Here is a 21,047-nt window from a genome sequence, read left to right as displayed (position 1 = left end):
CCCCTGAATCCTCGGCGCGCGCTTTCTTTTGTTGCACGCGCGAAACCTGTTGACCGCACAGCGCTGTGCGGCCGCCCTCATCCGGCGCTTTCGCTCTCCCCGCCCATGTATGTTGTCCCTTGAAGCGGCTTTGCCCCCGCAACCATGATGACAGGACGTACATCGCTGGTTCCGATTGCACGGCTGAAGCCGGAATGGAAGAGGGGGTGGCGCAATAAAATATGGGCATGATCGCGTGTCGACATGTTGCAGGGTGTTGCGATCACGGTGTTTTACGCAACAAACGTGCATGGAGCCGCACATGGGCACATGGCTTCTCCTCATCAGGCGAGAAATCGCCCGATCTGAGGTGGTCCGGCGTCCGGAAGGCGGACAAGTTTCGGGAAACGGGGTGAAAACCGGTTGCATTGAGGGCGATCCGGCCCAAGGATACGCGCCGGGGGTGCAGACAGATCGCGGGGCCATGGCCCGGCCGCTTCCCGGCGGCCTGCCCACCGTCTGCACGACAGGGACAACAGGAGGCTTCATGTTCCGCAAGAGTCACGTGGGCGCGCTCGGCGCCCTGCTGCTGTGCAGTGCAGCGCAAATCCATGCGCAGGCTGGTAGCACACCGGCCATGGACAGCGATTACGCTGCGGCGGTGAAGTCCTGGACCACAAAGCCCGAGTTCATGAGCCCGCTGGTCGATCACCTGCCGGTCTCCTCGACGATTCCCTCGCCCAAGGAGGTGCTGGGCGATCACATTGGTGCGCCCAACAAGCTGCACTACTACCAGCAAATCGTGGGCTACTACCGCGCGCTGGCACAGGCCGCGCCCGACCGGGTCAAGATCGTCGAGATCGGCAAGACCGAAGAGGGCCGCGAGAATATCATCGTGATGATCTCTTCGGCGCAGAACATGGCCGACATCGAGAACACGCGCCTGGGCCTTGCCAAGCTGGCCGACCCGCGCGGCGTGTCCGAAGAAGAAGCAAAGGCGGTCATCGCCGAGACGCCGCCGATCTACCACATCTCCGCAGGCCTCCACAGCGCCGAGACCGGCCCGCCCGAAATGCTCATGGAGCTGGCCTATCGCCTGCTCGCCGATGACAGCGAGACCTTCCAGCGCATCCGCGACAACGTCATCGTCTCGCTCAGCCCCGTGCTCGAGGCGGACGGGCGCGACCGCTATGTCGACTGGTACTACCGCAACCTCATCGACGAGCGCGACGACCGCAACAAGCCGGGCGGCCCGCCGTACTGGGGCAAGTATATCTACCATGACAACAATCGCGACATCAATCTGTCGGACACGAGCGCCAAGGAACTGATGAAGTGGTACCTGGAATGGCACCCTCCGATCATGCACGAGCTGCATGAATCGGTGCCCTTCCTCTACATCTATTCGGGCATGGCGCCGCAGAATCCAGACCTCGATCCGCTGCTCTTCGCCGAGCTGCCGTGGTTCTCCAACTACGAGATGGCGCAGCTCACCAAGTACGGCATGCCGGGCGTGTGGACGCACGGTTACGTCGATGCCTGGACGCCGGGCTACCTCGCCTTCATGTCGTCCAACCACAACGGCATGCTGCGCATGTACGAGACCTTCGGCAATGGCGGGGCAACGACGATGTACCGCCATGTCGCGCCCGATCCGGCCTCGGGCCTTGGCCGCGACCAGACCACGCGCAAGTGGTACCGCCCCAATCCTCCCTACAAGGAGGTCATGTGGTCGCTGCGTAACAACACCAACTTCATGGAGACGGGCGTCCTCACCGCGCTCGACATGACCTCGCGCTTCCCGAAGGAAATCCTCGAGAACTTCTACAAGAAGAGCCGCGATGCCATCAAGGTCGGCGCGGGTGAAGCGCCCTACGGCTTCATCATTCCCGCAGGCCAGGCCGATCCCACGCGCGTCAAGTTCGTGACCGACATCCTGCAGCTTCAGGGCATCGAGATCGGCCAGGCCGAGCGCGAGGTGAAGCTGAAGGAGGGCACCTACCCGGCGGGCTCGCTGATCGTGAAGTTGGACCAGCCCTACGGCCGGCTCGCCAAGATCCTGCTGCGCGTCCAGGACAACTACCCCGACGAGAACGTGGGCACCTACGACGACGCGGCCTGGACCATGGGGCTGATGGCGCACGCCAGGATCGTGGAGAGCGCGGACGAGGAGATCCTCTCGGTGCCCACGCGCGCGGTGGACAGCTACACCCCGCGCGGCTCGATCACCGGATCGGGCGCGAAGACCTATGCGGTGCTCGATACAGGCGCTGTGGGCATGGCGACGCTGCGCTACAAGTTGGCGGACGTGGACGGTGTCGAGATCGTCGAGGATGCCTTCAAGTCAGGCGGCACCACCATTCCGGCAGGCTCCTTCCTCGTTCCGGGCAGCGCCTATGACACCTTGAAGCCGCTGGTTGAGACCCTCGCGCTTGACGCGGTGGGGATCGGCAGCGCGGCCGACAAGGCGCAGACCCACGCCAGCGAACTGCCCCGTCTCGGCGTCTTCAGCACCTGGGGCTCGACGCAGGATGTGGGTTGGCTGCGCTACGGGCTCGACCAGCAGGAGATCGACTACGACCTCCTGTTCAAGGAGCGTGTCCGCCAGGGCAACCTGCGCGCCGACTACGACGTCATCATCCTGCCCCAGCAGGGCCGCTCGACCAAGGACATCGTCTTCGACATCCCGATGACGGGCAAGCCGCTGCCCTACACCAAGACCGACCAGTACCGCTTCTCGGGCGACTACGGCTCCTCGCCCGACATCCGCGGCGGCATGGGGCTGGAGGGCCTCGCAGAACTCAAGAAGTTCGTGGACGCAGGCGGCACGCTCATCACCACGGGCCGCGCCAGCGAGGTGCCGATCGAGTACGGCTTTGTCAGCGAGATCGCGACCAAGGCTCCGCCGGCGAACTTCTACGCGCCCGGCCCGATCGTGAAGGGCAAGGTGGTGAAGCCCCAAAGCCCGATCTTCTACGGCTATGCTGGAGAACTGAAGGGCGGCAAGGTGCAGGGCGGCGAACTGGCGCAAGGTGAACTGCCGCTGCGCTGGGCCCAGAGCACGACCTACTACGTGCCCGAGCGCCTCAAGGCGGACGTCCTGATGACCTATCCGGGCGGCAAGGGCAGCATCCTCAGTGGCTTCATTCGCGATGGGGACAAGCTCAAGGACAACGCGGCGATCATCAACGTGCCCTCGGGCGAGGGACGCATCCTGATGTTCGCGACCAACCCGGTCTGGCGCTGGCAGAACTGGGGCGAATTCCGCATGCTCTACAACGCGGTGCTCAACTGGAAGCAGCTGGGCGCGACCGACGAAACGCCTCCCCCGCCGCCCGAGGTCCCCGCTGCGCAGCAGTGAGCTTCAAAGTGATCTGATACGAAAAAGGCCCGCAGGAAGCGCTCTTCCTGCGGGCCTTTCTCATGTCGGTGCGGGAGCTGCTCAGGCGCGGGCCAGTTCGCGCTCGGAGAGGAAGCCGCAGATGTCGGCAACGGTCCGGGTGGTGTCCATTGCCACGCCTTCCTCGGCCGCGAGTTCGAGGGCCGAGTGGGCAATCGCGCCCATTTCGAGTTCCGCCCCGCGCGCATAGTCCTGCGCCATCGAGGTGTAATAGGCGCCCATGCGCCGCCCGATGGCGACCATTTCCTCGAGCGTCAGGCTGGGCTCGACGCCGAGCGCGCGGGCAAGCGCAATGCACTCCTCCAGCATCGGGATCGTGATGCGGGCGAGATGTGGCGAGGTGAACTGTTCGCCCACGGTTGCATTGGCGACCACCGAGAGCGGGTTGCTGGCGAGGTTGAGCGCGACCTTGGACCAGACCTCGCGGCGGATCTCGCGGATCGGCTGGATGGCGATCGCACAGCCCTCGAACAGGGCGGCAAGAAGCGTCTCGGTCTGTGCATGCGCATCCGCGATGCTGCCGAGCACCAGGCGCTCACGGCCGTTCGACGTGAGGTCGCCGCTCACGCTGTCGAGCGAGCAGCCAACGTAGACGACCGCGCCGATGATGCGCGCGGGATCGAAGGCGTCCACCAGCGCGCCTGCCGGATCGACACTGCGCACGGCGCGCGCGGTCTCGGGCTGGAAATACCACCAGGGTACGCCGTTCACGAGCGGAACGATGCGCGTGGCGGGGCCGATGAGCGGGCGGATCTCCTCCAGCGAGGCGGCAATGGCCTGCGCCTTGAGCGCGAGGAAGACGACGTCCCAGCCCCCCTCCATCGCGGCCGTCTGCGCGTCGAGCGCGGTGACCGGGATGGGCGCGCAGGCCGGATCGGCAAAAGTGATGCCCTGACGTTCCAACTGCTCGAGGCGGCTCCCGCGCGCGATCACGGTCGGGGCCTTGCCCGCGCTCTGGAGACGAGCCGCGACAAGCGAGCCGACCGCGCCGCCACCGAAGATGCAGGTGCGCAGCGGGCGGCTCACAGCGCCATCTCCGGCTCGGCTTGCGCAGCGCGGCACGCGGCGGCAAGGCCGGTGACGAAATCGTCGACGCGCGCAAGCGGCAGTCCTGCAAGGTTCACGCGGCCATCGGGCGCGACGTAGATCGCGCTCTCATCCTTGAGGCGCTGCACGACCCGGTGACCGGCGCCGAGCAGGCAGAACATGCCCTTCTGGTCGACAAGGCCGGTGAGGCCGAGTTCGCTCGCAAGGGGATGTTCGGCAATGGCCGCGCGTGTCTGGATCAGGCGCGTGCGCATGGCGTCCAGTTCGTCCGACCACAGGGCGGTCAGTTCCGCGCTCTCCAGGACCGTGCGCACGACCGCCGCGCCGTGGTCGGGCGGCATCGAGTACTCGCCGCGCGCCAGCGCCTTGGCCATGGCCATGCCCTTGGCAAGCGGGGCGGCCTGCGTGCCCGTCATCAGCAGCGCACCGACCCGGTCGCGGTAGAGCCCGAAGGTCTTGTTGCACGAGACCGCGATCAGCGTCTCGGGCACGCGTTCGACGAGCGTGCGCACCCCGGCGGCGTCCTCTTCCAGCCCGAGGCCGAAACCCTGGTAGGCCAGATCGACGAGGGGAAAGAGGCCCTTGTCGGCCATGCGCGCGGCGAGCGTGGCCCACTGCTGGGCCGTGAAGTCGATCCCCGTGGGGTTGTGGCCGCAGCCCTGGAGCAGGACGGCATCGCCCGGCTCTGCGCGCTCTGCCATCTCCATCCAGGCCGCGAAATCGAGCGCAGTGCCCAGGGCATCGATATGCGCAAAGGTGCGGATGCGAAGCCCGGCTCCTGCGAAGACGGGCACATGGTTGCCCCAGGTCGGCGTCGCCAGCCAGATCGTCGCGGGCCCGGCGCCGTGGGGGCGCGGATTGACCGCCAGCAGACGCGCGGCAAGGCGCAGCGCGCCGGTCCCGCCCACGCTCTGCAGCCCCGCGACCTGGCAGCCGGCGTGCGCGCCCAGTACGAGATCGGCGATGTGCGCGCAGAAGTCTGCGTCGCCTGTGGGCCCGAGGTAGGCCTTGCTCGCCTGCCCTACGACAAGCTGTGCCTCGGCGGCCTTCACCGCCTGCATGACGGGCGTCTGCCCCTCTTCATCGCGGTAGACACCGACCGAAAGATCGAGGCGGTGGTGGCGCTGATCGGCGCGCACTTCACCGATGAGGGTAAGCAGGGGATCGTCGGGTTGCAGGTCGAAGCGGTCGAAGAGCACGTCACATTCCGGTTGTTGGTGAAGCGGGGTGGAGAACGTGCTTCTAGCGGGAGGCGCGCGCGCTGGGGTTGCCTATTGCGCGCGTTTTTCTGGAAATATGCACAAGATCGCCGTAATGTTGAGTTTGTATGCATGTTCTGCGCAACCGCCGCGTTCGCGCCACACGTCCTGTGGCCCGTGCACCGTGATCTGGAAGGGAGAGAAACCATGGCCAAGGAGCGGCTCGATTCCTTTGACCGGCGTATCCTGGAAATCCTGCAGCTGAATGGGGAACTGGGCCCCAGCGAACTGAGTGCTCGCATCCACCTCTCGGCCTCGCAGTGCTCGCGCCGCCTCCAGCGCCTGCGCGAGGAAGGGTACATCCAGCGCACCGCGGCGATCCTCGATCCCGAGAAGCTGAACCTGGGTATCTCGGCCTATGTCTCGGTGCGGCTGCGTTCGCAGTCGACCGAGATCGTCAGCGCCTTTCGCGAGCGGGTGGAGGCGCTGCCCGAAGTGGTTTCGTGCGACTACACGACCGGCGAGATCGACTTCATGCTCAAGGTCCACACCCACGATCTGGCGTCGTACAGCGAGTTCGTGAACGCCAAGCTCTTTGACGGCGATCTCATCGACAACATGCGCACGTTCGTCATCATGCAGCAGCTCAAGCGCACGACCAGCCTGACGCTCGACTACTGCTGAGTTGTCGAGGTAGGGCGTTCAGTTCCAGTGGGGCAGGGGCTCGTCCTGGAACAGGCGTTCGGCCACCAGCGCGATGGCGCCCAGGCCATGGGTCGAGCGGTCGTCCTGGCTCAAGGTGAGGGGGAAGTCTTCACTCAGGAAGCTGAGCAGGTTCTGGGAAAAGGCGTGGGTCAGGGCTGGACCGGCCAGCTCGATCCAGGCTGGTTCCTCGACGATGACCCGGACCGCGTCGGGATTGGACAGGTTGACGAGGTTGGCAAGCGAGAGGCCGAGCGCCGTACCGGCATCTTCGAACAGGGCGCGCGCCTTGTTCTCCCCGGCGCGAGCGCGCTGCGCGATCTCGGGGAAATGGGCCGCGAGCGCATGGACTTCGTCGTGGGAGGGGGCGGCCATTGCCGCATCGCGAAGGGCGATGCCGCCAACCGAGGCCACCGTGCCCAGACAGCCGCTGCCACCGCACCAGCACGGGAGGCCCTCGGCCAGGCTGGTCTTCATGTGGCCGAACTCCGGGTTCACTCCGCGCCCGCCCATGAGCACGGCCCCGTCACGCGTGGTCGCGAGGCTGAGGTCGAGGCCGACCTGTAGGAAATGGCGAAGACCGATGCCCTCTTCCGGGGTGCGCCAGCATTCCGCGCGGGCGATCACGTTGGCCTGATTGTCGATGAAGACGGGAATGCCGAGGCGGCGCTCCAGCATGTCCTGTATGGGCACCGCCTGCGGGATGGCAGGGGGGAGCCAGTGCAGAATACCGGCGGCCGCCTGAACCGTTCCGAAGAAGCCGACGCCTGCGGCATGCGGGCGCGGCAAGTCCCAGCGCAGGTTTGCCACCGTGCTGCGCAGGCACTCGGCGAGGGTATCGGCCAGCGCGCCTCCGGCCAGCGCGGGGGGCAGGGGATAGTCTGCCTCCGCGAGGACGTCCCCCATGAGATTGGTGATCTGTACGTGCAGGCAACCGGAGGGATAGAGCAGCATGCCGGCCATCGTTGCGGCTTCGGAATTGATCGAGAGCGCGAGACGCGGACGCCCCCGGCCTTCGGCGGGTTCGCGGATCTCGCGTACGATGCCATGGTCTACGAGTTCGCGGGTGATGTTCGAAATGGACCCTGCCGAAAGTCCGCTCTCCGTGACAAGCTCGACACGCGAGATGGCCTTGTGACGGCGAATGCAGTTGAGGACGTGGAGTCGGCTATTTACGGCAGATGAGGACACGACCAACGTCTTTCTGCATTGCGATCATTATCTTGCCTAGATTTTGCACAAGGAGTCTTTGTCGGCAAGAAGTATTGTGGGTAATAATGAGTATTCTGGTCTATTTTGATTATGATTATTTTAGATTGGATGTATCTTTATTTTGAGATGCTGCCTTGGCGGGGCAGGGCGTGCCAGAGCCCAGAATGGCATTGGGCAGGGCCGCATCGTCCCAGTTCACATACATCCCGCCGGTGCGCACGATGACCGTATCCGCCTCGCGCGAAATGTAGACGCGCTGGCCGCCAAATCCGTCGAGATAGACCATGTCCTTGGCGACAAAGGGGGCCGAATGGCGGGCCTGGAATGCGACATAGGGGCCATAGGAGCGCCCCTCGCCTTCGGGAGAGCCAAGCCAGGTCAGCCAGCCATAGTTGGCGTTGCGCGGGCTCGGCCTGGTCATAGCATTGATCCAGCCGGTGGGAACGAGGCGCTTGCCTTGCCACATTCCCCGCTCCTTGATGAGGAGGCCAAGGCGCATCCAGTCACGGGCGCGGGCGTAGATGGAGGGCGTGGCGTGCCCGCTGGCATCGCCCGCGATCAGCGCGTCGGCCGCGCCAAGCGGTTGCCACAGACGGGTGGAGACGAAGCGGGCAAAGGGCTCTGCGCTCGCCCGGTGGATCGCCTCGATCAGCAAGGTGACGTTGACGGTATGGTAATCGAAGGTGGACCCCGGCGGGTTGACCACCGGCAGCGCGAGGGCGGCGGCCATTGCGTCCTCGCCGCCGACGAGCGCGCTTGCTCCCGCGCTTCCCGGTGCGGGATGGTCCAGTCCGCTCGTCATCTCGAGCAGGTGTCGGTAGGTAATTGCACGGTGGGCCGTATCGTCCCACTCGGTCAGGACCTCGGACACCGGGGTGTCGACAGAGGCGATCGCCCCTTCTTCGATGGCGATGCCCAGAGCCAGGGCGGTGAGCGTCTTGGCCATCGAGGCGGACCAGCTGCGTGCGTTCGCGGTGTGCGGGGCAAAATCGTGGGCGAGTTCGAGTTGCCCGTCCCGCCAGACCAGCAGGGCATCGGAATCGGTGTGCGCGGCGTAGTCGATGGCCGCGCAATAGCGCGTGGCGGCGAGCGCGCGGGTGGCGGCATCCGCCAGGGGGAGCCCTGTCCGGTCCTTGGTGCCGGCAATCCCGTAAAGGGCAGGGTAGCCTGTGATCTGTCGCGCTGGGTTGGTCGCCAGCGGCGCCTCCTCCGGCGCGCTCGCGGCCGGGGCCATGGGGGCTAGTGCCAGGGCCGCCGCAAGAGCGAACACGATGGGCCGTCGGGCGACCAGGCGTTGGGATGTGCGGCGCGCAGTTGGCATGCTGGTTCGACCCTCGCGAAATCCACCCCGCAAAAGGCGTGGGGGCAGGCCAAGCATAGGCGCAAATCCACCCCTACGAAGACCTGGCGCGGTGTGCTTTCATGCAGTGAACAGGAGCGGGGCGCCCCGGCCGAAGGGAAGAGAGCGGCTCGCGAACCGGGTCAGTGGTGCGTGTGGGCCGAAGGCATCGGGGTCGCCAGCCAGTTCTCGGTATCCATGCCCTCGAACCAGGGCCGCGGAACCGGGCCGGAGCGGGGCCAGATCTCCTGCAGGTTCGCCGCATCATAGAGGAAGCCGCCCCGCATGACCGAAGTGATGGCGCGCGCTTGGCAATGTCCGAGCGCGGATCGGCGCCGAGCACGAGAAGATCGGCCAGCTTGCCCGGCTCGATCGTGCCCAGATCGGAAAGGCGACCGATGGTCTGCGCCGAGCCCGCCGTCGCTGCGTGCAGCACGGCCTGCGGGCTCATTCCGCCCAGCACATGGGCTTCCATTTCCCAGTGATAGCCGATCCCCGGCATTTCTCCGTGCGAGCCGATGCCGACCAGCACGCCGGCCTTGGCAAGGCGGACCAGGTCCTGCGCGATCACCGGGAAGCGCTCGCGCGAAAGGGGCTGGAACGTCCGGCTCAGCGTAAGCCTCTGGCGGATCGCGTTGCCCGGCCAGTAGTGGCGGATCCTGGCATCGACCACGGGGTCCTCGTGGGCGATGAACCAGTCCAGCGCCGGGCCTCCCGAATTGGTGATCGAAAGCGTGGTGTCGTAGCTTGTGCCCATCGCCTTCATCACCGCGATGAGGTCGTCCCCCAGGGGCGGGGCGGCCAGCGCGTGTTCGTTGCCGGCATAGCCATCGAGGATCTGCGTCAGATCCAGCTTGAGTGCGAGCGCCCCCTCGGTCGTGGCGAGGAGATGCTGCTCGCGCGCGGCCATTGCCACCCACTGGCGCACTTCGCGATCGCCTGTGCGGTACTCCTTGAGATTGGAGATGCGATAGCCGTCCGAATAGCGCTCCAGCACGCGCTGGGCATCGTCGAGCGAGCCTATGCGGACTTTGGAAAAGACCGCCGTACCCGTTGAACGCAGGCGCGGCGCCAGCAGCAGCCCGGCATCGACCATCCCCTGGTATCCCATGTGGTCGATCGTGAGTGTGGAGGGATCGAAACTGGTCGTCACCCCGTAGGCCAGCCGCGCGCGCAGGCCCCAGGATTCGCTGGCCCAGTTGGTGCGGCGGATCTCGCCGATATGATCGTGAACATCGATGAAGCCGGGCAGGATCGTCTTTCCGGTCACGTCGCGCACGCTGGTCCCGGCAGGCACATCGAGCGTGCCGCCCGGCCCCACGGCGGCAATGCGATCCCCCGTCACCAGGACATCGGCATTCTCGATCACCCGGTCACCGTCCGCCATTGTCAGGACCCTTGCCCCGCGCAGGAGGAGCGAGCCTTCCGGCTTGGCCCGCGGCAGCCGGGCGACGAGGCGCATTTCGGCAGATGGCGTGCCTGCGCTGATGTCATGACGGGTCCACCTGGTCCCCAGCACTGCATCCAGCCGATGCGGTCCCGTCCACTCGAACCAGTCCGCCCCCGACCCGGCAAGCGCCCGGGCCGGACTGTCCTTTGCCGTGAGGTCGACCGCGTGCGCGGGGGCGGCCGGGCGCGGCAGGACGTAGAGCCTGTCACCGATGGTCGCGGCCAGCGTTGTCCCGTCAGGGCTGATGCGCATGTCGTCGACCGGGGAATTTCCCTCCATGAAGTAGTACGATGGTCCGGTCACTCTGGCGACCGGCGCAGTTGCTCCCGTGGCAAGATCCACGCGCTCGAGCGCGCTCCCCGTATAGTAAAAGGCGGCCCCGGCCTCCTGCGTGAACTGCGCATGCCCGCCGAAGTTGCCGTGCGCGATGATCTGGTCTGCACCGCTCGTGGGATCAAGGGCGACAAGGTCGCCTTCGCGTTCCATGCCGATCTCGAAATAGTTCTGTCGGCGCTGGTCGGTCGCGGAGCGCAAGACCAGGATCCGGCGGCCATCGGGCGTGAAGACCGGGGCCCGGTAATAGGCCGGGACCACATCCAGCTTGCGCGCGCCCGAACCGTCGGCGGACGACGTCCAGACCGCTCCACCTTCGGCTTCGGACCAGGTCACGAAGACAAGGCGCGTGCCATCCGGGCTCCAGGCGGGCTCGCTCGGCAGGTCGAGGTCGATGGGCAGGCGCCGTGCCGCACCGCCACCAAGCTCCTGCACCCAGAGCCCGCCAAGGGCGGCGAAGGCGATGTGCGTGCCATCGGGCGAGGTCATCGGCTCCATCGCCAGCCTGGATTCGACCGGGCCTGTCGGCTCGTGAATGGCAAAGCGGTTGGATGGGGCCAGCGCGATGCGTGCATCGATCGTGCGCGTCAGGACGCGTGCGGCGCTGCCATCTGTGGGCTGGCGGACGAACCGCCCATCCCGGCTGAGAAGCACGGCCGAGGCATCGGGGGTGAATGCCATACCCGGCACCATGCCCTGCCACGAGGAGGCCTGCATGGCATCGAGCTGCGTCGTGCCAAGCGCTCGATCCTCGCCCGTCGAAAGGTCCCGCAGGCGCAGCATCGAGGTGCCCTCCCGGCGGGTCACGTAGGCCAGGTGCCTGCCGTCCGGCGCCGCGCGCGGCGCAAAATAGGCATCTTCCCCGGTTCCCCGCCCGGAAGGGCCCGCGATGATCGTGTCCTCTTCGCCGGTCTGCAAATCGCGGCGCACGATCGTCCAGCGCGTGGGAACGTCAAATTCGAGCCCGCCCACCCGGCGCGCATAGTAGAGCCAGCGTCCATCCGGCGAGGCCGAGGCATCGAGCGTGGAGTGCCAGGTGCTGCGCGGGGCATCAGGAGAGGTCTTGACCGGCGCGAGCCGTTCCGCCGTGCCGTTCAGGGGAAAGCGCCAGAGCTCGTAATTGTTGAGATCAGGCCGGAAGCGGCTGGCGAAGACGGCGTCGCCGCTGGCGCTCCAGGTGGGCGAGACCATCACCGTCTCGTCGTCGAAATCCGAGATCACGCGCGCCTCCGAACCATCGGGGTGCGCGATCCAGATGTTCTCCGAACCGTTGCGATCGCTGGTGAAGGTGATCCAGCGCCCGTTGGGGGAGAAGCGCGGCTGGCTGTCGAAGGCAAGCCCTTCGCTCACCTGGCTCGCCACGCCGCCTGTCGCGGGCATGGTGTACAGATCACCCATGACATCGAAGACGAGGGTGTGGCCATCGGGGGAGACATCGAGCGAGGACCAGGTCGTGCGATCGGGGCGCACCTCGAGCACCCGCTCCGGCGTGATCGGCAGGTCGGCCCGAACCGGGTTCGCGGCCAGTCCAACCCCGGCCAGCAGCAGCGCCCTTGCAATTCTACGCGTCACGTCCTTGCTCCCTTGCGCGCGCGGCGTTGGACGATGCGCCCCGGCCGCTTCTTCCACCACAGGTAGATCCCCGTCACGCACATCGCGAAGACCACGAGCCCCAGCACCACGATCGCCAGTTCGCTCGGTATCCCGGCGATGTGGCCGCTGTGCAGCGGATAGAGCCAGCGGTACATCGCGAGGTTGGTGTTGCCGTGATAGGGATCGATGACTTCGGCCAGCTTTCCGCTCGCCCGGTCGAAATAGAGATAGATCGGCCCGAGGTCGTTGTAGCGGAGCACGCCGCTGTCGGTGAGGGTGACACCGATGCGATCCTCTTCGCGGTCGCGGATCGCGGTCGCGGGCAACCAGCTCTCTTCCATGCCCTTTGCGACGCGGCGCGCCTGATCGAGCGCTGCTGTGAAATCCAGAGGTCCGCGGCCCTCGTCCTGTGGCAAGGCGATCTCGTGTTCGGGCACGAAGCGCTCGACCACGGGCGCATAGAGTTCGTTGAAGAAATTGAGGCACATCGAGGTGAAGGCCAGCACCGTGAGCGGGAGCAGCAGCCAGAGCCCGGAAGCTCGGTGCAGGTCGAGCATCTGGCGCGAGAAGACACTCTTGAAACTGAAGCGCCAGGTCCGCTTCCACTGCTTCCAGAAGGCGCCGCGCGCCGGGAAGGTCAGGTAGGCGCCGACGATATTGCTGATGAGCCATGCCAGCGCCATCCCCCCCATGAACCAGCGCCCATAAGTGCCCAGCATCAAGGTGTAATGCGCATCGTGCAGGAGTTCAGCCGCGCCATGCCGGTTGAAGGCAGGATGGGTCAGGCGACGGCCTTCGACTTCGCCGCTCACCCGATCAAGGAAGACCTGGTCGACCGGATGCGCGCCCTTCGTCGGGTAGACCATGACCGGGATCCGCGCATCCCGCGCGACGGCAAGAGGGAACGAGCGCACCGTGAACTCGGGATGCTCCCGGGCAAAGCGATCGACGAGCGGGGCGACGTCGGGAGCCGAGGCCGCAGGCGCATCACGAAACAGGTCGGCGTTGAGCCAGGCATCGAGCGGGCGCATGTAGACAAGCAGGCAACCGCTGAGCGCCGCAAAGCCAAGAAAGGCCAATATGGCGAGGCCGGAATAGCGGTGCACCGCCATCCAGAAGTCTCGTGCAGTCATTCCCTTCACCCCCACGAAACCTCCTTATTCCGTGCCCTTGTCGAGCGTGCCGCCAGGCCCGAGACGATCGGCATTAAGGCGGCGGATCCAATCGCGCAGGGCCGGATCCGGATGGCCGCTGGCCAGGTTTCCAAGCACCTCGTCATCCTCGTCCTGCGCCAGTTTGAACGTCGCGTCGAGCCCGGTCACCGTCACTTCGAAACCGATGATGGCGCCTAGCATCGCCTCGTAGCGCGCGCCCAGTTCGTCCGGGGCCCACGGTGCGCTGCGACCGCCTTCGCAGTGGTCGACAAGCTGCGTGATCGCCGGGCCCGAGAGCGCCTCGTCGAAATGCACCTCGCCCTCGATCTGGAGCGTCGCGTAGTTCCAGGTCGGCCCCCAGCTGCGCCGCCCACTGTGTTCGGGCGAGACATAGCCCTGGGGCCCTGTGAACAGGAAATGGGCCTGCGGATCGGCTTGCAGCAGGGCGTGGAGTTCACGCCGGCGCGACATGTGCCCGACAAGCCCGACAAGGCGTCCATCCGCATCGTAGCGGCCGAGAAGGGGCAGCACGGTCGCGGTCGCGACGGGCGCTCCGGGTGAAAGCACCCAGGCCAGCGGATAGTCGGCAATGAGGCGGCGCACGTCCTCGCTCCCATAACGGGCAAACTTGGGGTTCAGCATGACGCGCTCCGGCTGGTGGCGATCCGACCCTGGCGAACGCGCGCCGGATCTCCTTGGGGTGGCTTCGAGTTGGCAGGATGATCGCGAGCGCATGGTCCCTGGACAAGTACCAATTGGCGTTAATAACATGGTCCAATCCGAAGCGGCCTCCCACGCCCTTTCCACGCTGCGAAGGTACCAAGCCATGTTACGACCCTGGCAGATATCGCTCGGCGCGCAGATCGACGCCGGACGCAACACGCCCATGTACATGCAGATCATTCATGCGCTGATCCGCGACATCGAGACGGGCCGGCTCACCTCCGGCACGTTCCTGCCCAGCAGCCGGGAACTCGCCAGCGCTCTTGGCGTCAACCGCAAGACCGTCGTCCTCGCCTATGAGGACCTCATTGCGCAAGGCTGGCTTTCCACCGAGGGAACGCGCGGAACGGTCGTCTCGCGCTCGCTGCCCAAGTCGCTTGGCCCGTTCGATGCCACAGGTCTGGCTAGGAGCGATCCCGCTACCAGGGGCGTCCCACTCGACGATGAACCTCAGTACCGCTTCAGCGCGCCGCCCGAACGCCCGCTTGCACTGCCCGGCGGGGTGGGGATCAAGCTTGACGAAGGTGCCCCCGATGGCCGGCTCTTTCCTGCCGACCAGCTTGCCCGGGCCTATCGCTCCGCCGTCCAGCGGGCCTCGCGGGCGAACCGTCTGCAGTACCGCGACCCGCGCGGCACCGAGCGCCTGCGCGAACAGATCGCCGACATGCTACGCTCGCAGCGCGGGCTGAACTTCACCGCCGACAACATCTGCATCACCCGCGGCAGCCAGAATGGCCTCTTCCTCGCCCTCCAGGTCCTGATCCATCCCGGCGATGCCGTGATCGTCGAGGAGCTGACCTACGAGCCTGCCCTTGCCGCGATCCGCGCACTTGGTGGCAAGGTCATTCCCGTCGGCATCGACGCGGACGGGATCGACATCGCCGAAATGGAAGCTGCCTGCCGCCGCCATTCGGTGCGCGCCGTCTTCCTCACGCCCCATCACCAGTTCCCGACGACAATCGCCATGCGCCCCGAGCGGCGGCTGCAGGTGCTCGACATCGCCCGCCAGTTCGGGGTGGCCATCATCGAGGACGACTACGACCACGAATTCCACTTCCAGTCCCAGCCGCTCCTGCCGATGGCGGGCTACGCACCAAGCCAGGTGCTTTATCTCGGCTCGATGTCCAAACTGCTGCTGCCGGCCCTGCGCATCGGCTATCTTGCGGCCCCCAGGCCGGTCATCGAGGCCATCGCCCACCGCGTTTCGCTGACCGATGGCATGGGCAACACGATCACCGAGGAGACCTGCGCGGACCTGATCGAGAGCGGCGAGGTGCGCCGCCATGCCCGCAAGGCCTGGCGTATCTATGCCGAGCGCCGAAGCGCCTTTGCCGAACTGCTGGAGAGCGAACTTGCCGGCCACGCGCAGTTCACCATGCCCGATGGGGGGCTGGCTTTCTGGGTTCGCTTCGAGGGCGATCTCGAGGCCATCGAGGAGAGGGCCCTGGCCGCGGGCCTGCGCTTTGCCAGCCACCGCTCCTTCATGAGCCGCAGCAGCGCCGAGAAGGGGCTCCGACTTGGCTTTGCCAGTCTCGATCCCACGGAAGCGGGGCTTGCCATTGCGGCCCTTGCCCGCGCCACGAAGGCCTGAGGGGGCCTGCTGGACCCTGCAATTTGTGAGGAATTGGAACTTTGAGGCTCCAGGAAATCTGGCACATTGCACAAGAATGCACTCAGGCCAGCTATTCGGGGCGCACCCACGATGACCAGATTTGACCGTCGGACCTTCCTCGCCCGAACGGCCACGGCGGGGGCTTTGGCGGTTGGTCTGGATTGGACGACGCAGGCCGCTTTTGCCGCAAGCGAACCTGTCGACACGATTTTCACCAATGCACGCATCTGGACCGGGGAAGGGCGCCGGGTCTTCACCGATGCCCTGGGCGTCGTGAACGGACGCGTGGCCGCTCTCGGCCGCGAGGCGGCACAGAGCCTTGCCAGTCCCCGGACCCCGTGGATCAACCTCGAAGGCGCGCTGGTCACCCCCGGGCTGACCGACGGCCATGTCCACTTCACGCTCGCCTCCGGCACCCTCGACCAGCCATCGCTGCGCACCGCGCGCAGCCGCGACGCCTTCACCGCGGTCCTGGCCCGGGCTGCAGAGGACGCGGCGCCTCGACAATGGCTCCAGGGGGGCAACTGGGACAACGATGGCTGGGGCGGCGAACTGCCGACGCGCGACTGGATCGATGCCGTCACGCCGCATACACCCGTCGCGGTCGTTCGCTATGACTTGCACATGGTCCTGATGAACAGCGCCGCGCTCCAGGCGATCGGTATTGCCGATGGCTTGGCCGACATTCCGGGCGGCGTCGTCGTACGGGATGCGACAGGTCGTCTCACCGGCGTGTTCAAGGACGCGGCCAAGGACTTCGTGCTCGCGCGCATCCCTGTTCCCACCGAGGCCGCCATCGACGCGGCCAACCGCAAGGGTATCGCGCTCGGTCTCTCGAAAGGCATCACCCAGGTTCACGAGCCTGGCATCAGCTGGGACACGTTCCATTCGGCCCGGCGCATGAAGGCCGCAGGTGGGCTCGACATGCGTTTCTATGCCATGACCCCGCTCTCCGATTGGGAAAAGCTCGCCGCAATCGTCGCCGAGGAAGGGCGCGGCGATAGGCTGGTACGCTGGGGCGGCTGCAAGGTTGTCTTCGACGGCTCGCTCGGATCGCGCACCGCGCTGTTCTACGCCCCCTATTTCGATGATCCCTCGACCCGGGGCATCACCGTCACCGACGAGGCGGATATGCGCCGCTGGGCGCGCGAGGCGGACAAGGCCGGCTTCCAGTTGTCCGCCCATGCCATCGGCGATGAAGCGAACGACATCGTCCTGGCGATGCTGGCCGATACCGCCGCGGCGAATGGTCCGCGCGACCGGCGCAGCCGCATCGAACACGCCCAGCACCTTTCGCCCGGCGCCATTGGACGTTTTGCCGAACAGGGTGTCATCGCGTCGGTCCAGCCCTACCACGCCATCGACGATGGCCGCTGGGCGGTGCGCCGGATCGGTACAAAGCGCCTCGAGACGACCTATGCCTTCCAATCGCTGCTCGCGAGCGGGGCGCAGATGTGTTTCGGCTCGGACTGGCCCGTGGCTCCGCTGGACCCCTTGACCGGCCTGAAAGCGGCAACCCTTCGCGAAACGCTCGACGGCAAGAATCCCGATGGCTGGTTCCCACGCCAGCGGATGGGCATCCACGATGCCCTCCTGCGCTACGGCAAGGGAGCTGGCTGGGCCGGTGGCAGTGAACAGGACACCGGGTCTCTCGCCCCCGGGCGGCTCGCCGATTTCGTGGTCTGGGATAGCGATCTGACCACGATGCCCCTGGAAAAGCTCGACACCGCAAGGGTCCTTGGCACCTGGCTGGAGGGCCGTCAGGTCTACGGCTGAGCGCCTTGGCCCCTTGAAGTAGGTAGAATTGGATGTTTTGCAGGGACTAGAGGAGCCGCACTCTTCGCAACACAACGGGACTTCAGGGGCATGTCCCGGGCATAACCAGTTTGCACCTTAGGGGGGTGCTCTTAGTGAGGGATCAAACAATGCCGACCAAATCCACGCGCCTTCGCCTGAGCCGCACGAGCCGCGCCAGCGCCAGCTCGCTCGTCCTTGCGGCCGCGCTTGCCGCGCTCACCACGCCCGCCTTCGCGCAGGACGGCCGGACGACGCAGGAAATCGTCGTCATCGCGCAGCGCGAAAACGCCACGCACGTTGGCAACGGCGGCTCTGCCGGTGTCCTGGGCGACAAGGCGGCCGAGGACCTGCCTTTCAACGTGCGCAGCTTCGACGAGACCTTGATCCTCAACCAGCAGCCGCGCTCGCTGGGCGAAGTGCTTGAGAATGATCCCACCGTGCGTACCACGTACGGTTACGGCAACGCGGCCGAGAGCTTCATCATTCGCGGCTTTGAACTCTACGGCGACGATGTGGGCCTCAACGGTCTGTACGGCATCACCCCGCGCCAGTTGATCGCGCCCGAACTCTTCGAACAGGTGCAGGTCCTCAACGGCTCTTCGGCCTTCCTCAACGGCGCCGCGCCGGGCGGTTCGGGGCTGGGCGGCAGCGTCAACCTGCTGCTCAAGCATGCAGGGGACCAGAACCTCAACCGGGTGACCCTGGGCTACACCTCGGACGCACATTTCGGCGGCAGCTTCGACGTCTCGCGCCGCTTCGGCAACTTCGGCATCCGCATCAACGGCAACTACCAGGACGGCGAGACCGGCATCGACCGCGAGGACCGCAAGACCCAGGTCCTGGGCGTCGGCCTCGACTGGGATTCAGGCCCTGTGCGCATGAGCCTCGATGTCGCCTACCAGAAGGTGCGCGTCGATCACCTGCGCCCGAAGCTCACGCTGTCCACCAGCGAACTTCCCGAGATTCCCTCGGCCAGTTACAACTTTGCCCAGGACTACACCTATACCGACCTGCGCGACGTCTTTGGCGTCTTCAATTTCGAGTACGACTTCGCGCCCAACGCCACGATGTGGGTCAAGGCCGGTGCTCGTGACGGTTCGGAAGAGGGCATCTACGGCGGTTTCAACCTCTATGACGCCCAGACCGGCGACGGCTACCTGACCGCGCTTTACGTCCCGCGCACCGACAACAACGAAGCGGTCGAAACCGGCGCGCGCGTCACGCTCGGCAGCGCGATTACCCAGGAGATCGTGATCGGCGCCAATGCCAGCTGGCAGGTCAACCGTAACGCCTACGATTTCCGCTACGGCACCGACTTCACGGGCGTCGCCAGCAACTATTATGATGCCGTGCAGATCGACCTTCCGGATTCGGTCTATGTCGGCGGCGACCTCGACGATCCCTATCCCATTTCGAAGATCAACACCTTCTCGACCTTCGCCTCGGACACGGTGGGTTTCTGGGACGACCGCATCCTCGTCACCGGAGGGCTGCGCCTCCAGAAGCTGGAAACGAAGAGCTACTCGGCCTTCGGCGGCGAGCTCACCGGGACCCAGGAGCTCAACAAGATCACCCCGGTCGCCGGTGTCGTGGTGAAGCCGGTCGCGGGTCTTTCGTTCTATGCCAACCGGATCGAATCGCTGCAGCAGGGGCCGACCGCCGGGTTCGGCGCCAGCAACTTCGGCGAGGTCTTCCAGCCCTATGTCTCGACCCAGTACGAAGTGGGCGGCAAGCTGCAGATCGGAGCGATGTTCGCCAGCCTTGCCTGGTACCAGATCGACAAGCCCTACGGCTACACCGACGTCGATACGCTGGTCTATGCGATCGCCGGAACGCAGCGCAACCAGGGCGTGGAGTTCACTCTCAACGGTGAAATCCTGCCCGGCCTGCGTCTGATCTCGGGCGTTAGCCACGTGGACGCCAAGCTGCTGGAATCCACCGATCCCAGCGCCGGAACCACGCCCAAGGGCGTGCCCGACTGGACCGCGAACGCCAATGTCGAATGGGACACGCCGCTGCCGGGCTTCACCCTGACCGGCCGCGTGACCTATACCGGCAAGCAGTGGGTCGACGTGGCGAACACGTTCAAGCTCCCGAGCTGGACCATCTTCAACGCCGGCGCACGCTACGTCTTCGCGGCGGGCGAGGTCCCTGTCACCCTGCGCTTCAACGTCGATAACATTGCCGACAGGAAGTACTGGGCCTCGGCCTACGACAGCTTCTCGTCCGCTGTCCTCCAGGGCCAGCCCCGTACCTTCAAGGCGTCGATCTCCGCCGACTTCTGATCGAGGAGTCCCCCAAGGGGCGAGGCCGGTTTCCTCACGGGCCTCGCCCCTTCGCGCGGGACTTGCCATTTTCTCGATCTCCACTGCCAAGGACGCTCCCGATGCCCGCCACCTTCTTCCAGGACGACGATGTCGATCCCGAGATCCGGGACTGGCTCACGCAGATGTTTGCGGCCTCGGCCGCCTTGGGATCGCGGCCGGGCATGGAGGTCGCGCAGATGCGCGCCATTGCCGAGCAGCAGCGTGAACCCTGGCGTCGCGGAGGCCCTGGGATGTACGCGAGCGAGGAACTGCACGTCGGTCCCCATGCGCTGCGCGTGCGCATCCACCGGCCGGTGGCGGAGGATGTCCTCCCCGTTCTTGTCTATCTTCATGGGGGGGGCTGGTCGCTCTTCAGCATCGACACCCATGACCGGCTGATGCGCGAGTACGCCGCGCGCGCCGGGATCGCCGTGCTTGGCCTCGATTACAGGCTGGCCCCGGAAAACCCTTTCCCCGCCGCGATCGAGGACGTCGCCGAAGTTCTCGCCTGGCTTGATGAGGAAGGGCCTGCCCACGGTCTCGACCCTGCCCGCTACGCGCTTGGCGGAGACAGCGCGGGTGCCAACCTGGCCTTGTGTGGAACGCTCGAACGCCGCGCGGCGGGCAAGCCGCTTCCGCGCGCGATGCTCCTCAACTACGGGGCCTACGATCGCGCCGAGCGGCCCAGTTACGAACGCTACGGCGATGGCGAACGCTACATGCTTACCGCCCCGGAAATGGCTGATTTCTGGACCACCTATCTTGGAGGAGAAGCGGTTCAGGACCCACGCGCCCTTCCTTTCCGTGCCGATCTTGGCAGGCTCGCTCCAGCCTGGCTGTGCATCGCGCAATGCGATGTCCTGCTGGACGAAAACCTGGAAATGGCCCGGAGGCTTGCCGAAGCCGGAAACCCCGTGGAAAGCCGTGTCTACCAAGGCGCGACGCACAGCTTCCTCGAAGCGGTCGCGGCCTCCTCCCTCGCCGACCGCGCGATAGCCGAGGCTTCGGAATGGCTCGCCAAGCAGATGAAGTAGAGTTGGCACCGGCGGGCCTGGGCCGTTTGCGGTCTGGCAGGTTTGGAGAAGACAGTCCGCCAAAGGCGACATTGTCGCTTCGGCCTAGCCCAGTTAGAAGGTCCTGCCAGCGTGACGGAATTGGTAGACTTATCGCAACAGCGATCCCGGAAGCGGGTGCGGGTTCG

At 66.0% G+C, this 21,047-nt stretch carries 13 protein-coding genes; 6 read left to right on the top strand and 7 right to left on the bottom strand.

Going from position 1 to position 21,047, the window contains the following annotated elements:
• The first annotated feature begins 526 nt into the window (after window positions 1–526).
• Window positions 527–3,340, top strand: coding sequence for a M14 family zinc carboxypeptidase (locus tag MBENS4_RS03275; RefSeq protein ID WP_039388739.1), 2,814 nt, complete (start codon window positions 527–529; stop codon window positions 3,338–3,340).
• A gap of 81 nt (window positions 3,341–3,421) precedes the next feature.
• Here the strand turns inward: MBENS4_RS03275 and MBENS4_RS03270 are convergent, their stop codons facing one another.
• On the bottom strand, window positions 3,422–4,405 hold the full coding sequence (locus MBENS4_RS03270) for a ketopantoate reductase family protein (protein ID WP_052321977.1): 984 nt from the start codon (window positions 4,403–4,405) through the stop codon (window positions 3,422–3,424).
• Window positions 4,402–5,625, bottom strand: coding sequence for an aromatic amino acid transaminase (locus MBENS4_RS03265; RefSeq protein ID WP_052321976.1), 1,224 nt, complete (start codon window positions 5,623–5,625; stop codon window positions 4,402–4,404). Before MBENS4_RS03265 ends, MBENS4_RS03270 begins: the two co-directional genes overlap by 4 nt.
• Window positions 5,626–5,832: 207 nt before the next feature.
• Between MBENS4_RS03265 and MBENS4_RS03260 the strand changes: the two genes are divergently transcribed.
• A complete protein-coding gene (locus tag MBENS4_RS03260; RefSeq protein ID WP_039388737.1) occupies window positions 5,833–6,309 on the top strand; it encodes an Lrp/AsnC family transcriptional regulator in 477 nt (158 codons plus the stop codon).
• Between the two features lie 18 nt (window positions 6,310–6,327).
• Here MBENS4_RS03260 and MBENS4_RS03255 read toward each other — a convergent pair whose 3' ends face one another.
• The 5 genes from MBENS4_RS03255 to MBENS4_RS03235 all read right to left on the bottom strand — a co-directional run bounded on the left by MBENS4_RS03255 (window position 6,328) and on the right by MBENS4_RS03235 (window position 14,050).
• A complete protein-coding gene (locus tag MBENS4_RS03255; RefSeq protein WP_039388736.1) occupies window positions 6,328–7,518 on the bottom strand; it encodes an ROK family transcriptional regulator in 1,191 nt (396 codons plus the stop codon).
• Between the two features lie 115 nt (window positions 7,519–7,633).
• Window positions 7,634–8,860, bottom strand: coding sequence for a serine hydrolase domain-containing protein (locus tag MBENS4_RS03250; protein WP_159108010.1), 1,227 nt, complete (start codon window positions 8,858–8,860; stop codon window positions 7,634–7,636).
• A 73-nt stretch (window positions 8,861–8,933) separates the two neighbouring features.
• On the bottom strand, window positions 8,934–12,233 hold the full coding sequence (locus MBENS4_RS03245) for an amidohydrolase family protein (protein ID WP_242404758.1): 3,300 nt from the start codon (window positions 12,231–12,233) through the stop codon (window positions 8,934–8,936).
• Window positions 12,230–13,387, bottom strand: coding sequence for a PepSY-associated TM helix domain-containing protein (locus MBENS4_RS03240; RefSeq protein WP_084591931.1), 1,158 nt, complete (start codon window positions 13,385–13,387; stop codon window positions 12,230–12,232). Before MBENS4_RS03240 ends, MBENS4_RS03245 begins: the two co-directional genes overlap by 4 nt.
• Before the next feature lie 24 nt (window positions 13,388–13,411).
• Window positions 13,412–14,050 (bottom strand): FMN-binding negative transcriptional regulator, encoded by a 639-nt coding sequence (locus MBENS4_RS03235; RefSeq protein WP_052321974.1) that lies wholly within the window; start codon window positions 14,048–14,050, stop codon window positions 13,412–13,414.
• A gap of 184 nt (window positions 14,051–14,234) precedes the next feature.
• Between MBENS4_RS03235 and pdxR the strand changes: the two genes are divergently transcribed.
• The 4 genes from pdxR (at window position 14,235) to MBENS4_RS03215 (ending at window position 20,880) form a co-directional block, all read left to right on the top strand.
• Complete coding sequence (pdxR, locus tag MBENS4_RS03230) at window positions 14,235–15,722, top strand: MocR-like pyridoxine biosynthesis transcription factor PdxR (RefSeq protein ID WP_039388734.1); 1,488 nt, start codon at window positions 14,235–14,237, stop codon at window positions 15,720–15,722.
• Between the two features lie 111 nt (window positions 15,723–15,833).
• Window positions 15,834–17,519, top strand: a complete 1,686-nt coding sequence (locus tag MBENS4_RS03225; protein WP_039388733.1) for an amidohydrolase — start codon at window positions 15,834–15,836, stop codon at window positions 17,517–17,519.
• A 149-nt stretch (window positions 17,520–17,668) separates the two neighbouring features.
• A complete protein-coding gene (locus MBENS4_RS03220) occupies window positions 17,669–19,825 on the top strand; it encodes a TonB-dependent receptor (protein ID WP_084591930.1) in 2,157 nt (718 codons plus the stop codon).
• 101 nt (window positions 19,826–19,926) lie between these two features.
• The gene (locus tag MBENS4_RS03215; protein WP_039388731.1) at window positions 19,927–20,880 is read left to right on the top strand and encodes an alpha/beta hydrolase; all 954 of its coding nucleotides are present in this window, start codon (window positions 19,927–19,929) and stop codon (window positions 20,878–20,880) included.
• The last annotated feature ends 167 nt before the right edge of the window (window positions 20,881–21,047 follow it).

This window comes from Novosphingobium sp. MBES04, assembly GCF_000813185.1.
Classification (GTDB): domain Bacteria; phylum Pseudomonadota; class Alphaproteobacteria; order Sphingomonadales; family Sphingomonadaceae; genus Novosphingobium; species Novosphingobium decolorationis.
Note: the sequence above shows the minus strand (reverse complement) of the source record. Positions and strands in the feature narration are given on the sequence as shown.

Coding starts and splice junctions, on each gene's coding strand:
- MBENS4_RS03240 (WP_084591931.1), bottom strand. CDS start 13,387: ATGACTGCACGAGACTTCTGGATGGCGGTGCACCGCTATTCCGGCCTC.
- pdxR (WP_039388734.1), top strand. CDS start 14,235: ATGTTACGACCCTGGCAGATATCGCTCGGCGCGCAGATCGACGCCGGA.
- MBENS4_RS03215 (WP_039388731.1), top strand. CDS start 19,927: ATGCCCGCCACCTTCTTCCAGGACGACGATGTCGATCCCGAGATCCGG.
- MBENS4_RS03275 (WP_039388739.1), top strand. CDS start 527: ATGTTCCGCAAGAGTCACGTGGGCGCGCTCGGCGCCCTGCTGCTGTGC.
- MBENS4_RS03260 (WP_039388737.1), top strand. CDS start 5,833: ATGGCCAAGGAGCGGCTCGATTCCTTTGACCGGCGTATCCTGGAAATC.
- MBENS4_RS03235 (WP_052321974.1), bottom strand. CDS start 14,050: ATGCTGAACCCCAAGTTTGCCCGTTATGGGAGCGAGGACGTGCGCCGC.
- MBENS4_RS03225 (WP_039388733.1), top strand. CDS start 15,834: ATGACCAGATTTGACCGTCGGACCTTCCTCGCCCGAACGGCCACGGCG.
- MBENS4_RS03220 (WP_084591930.1), top strand. CDS start 17,669: ATGCCGACCAAATCCACGCGCCTTCGCCTGAGCCGCACGAGCCGCGCC.
- MBENS4_RS03250 (WP_159108010.1), bottom strand. CDS start 8,860: ATGCCAACTGCGCGCCGCACATCCCAACGCCTGGTCGCCCGACGGCCC.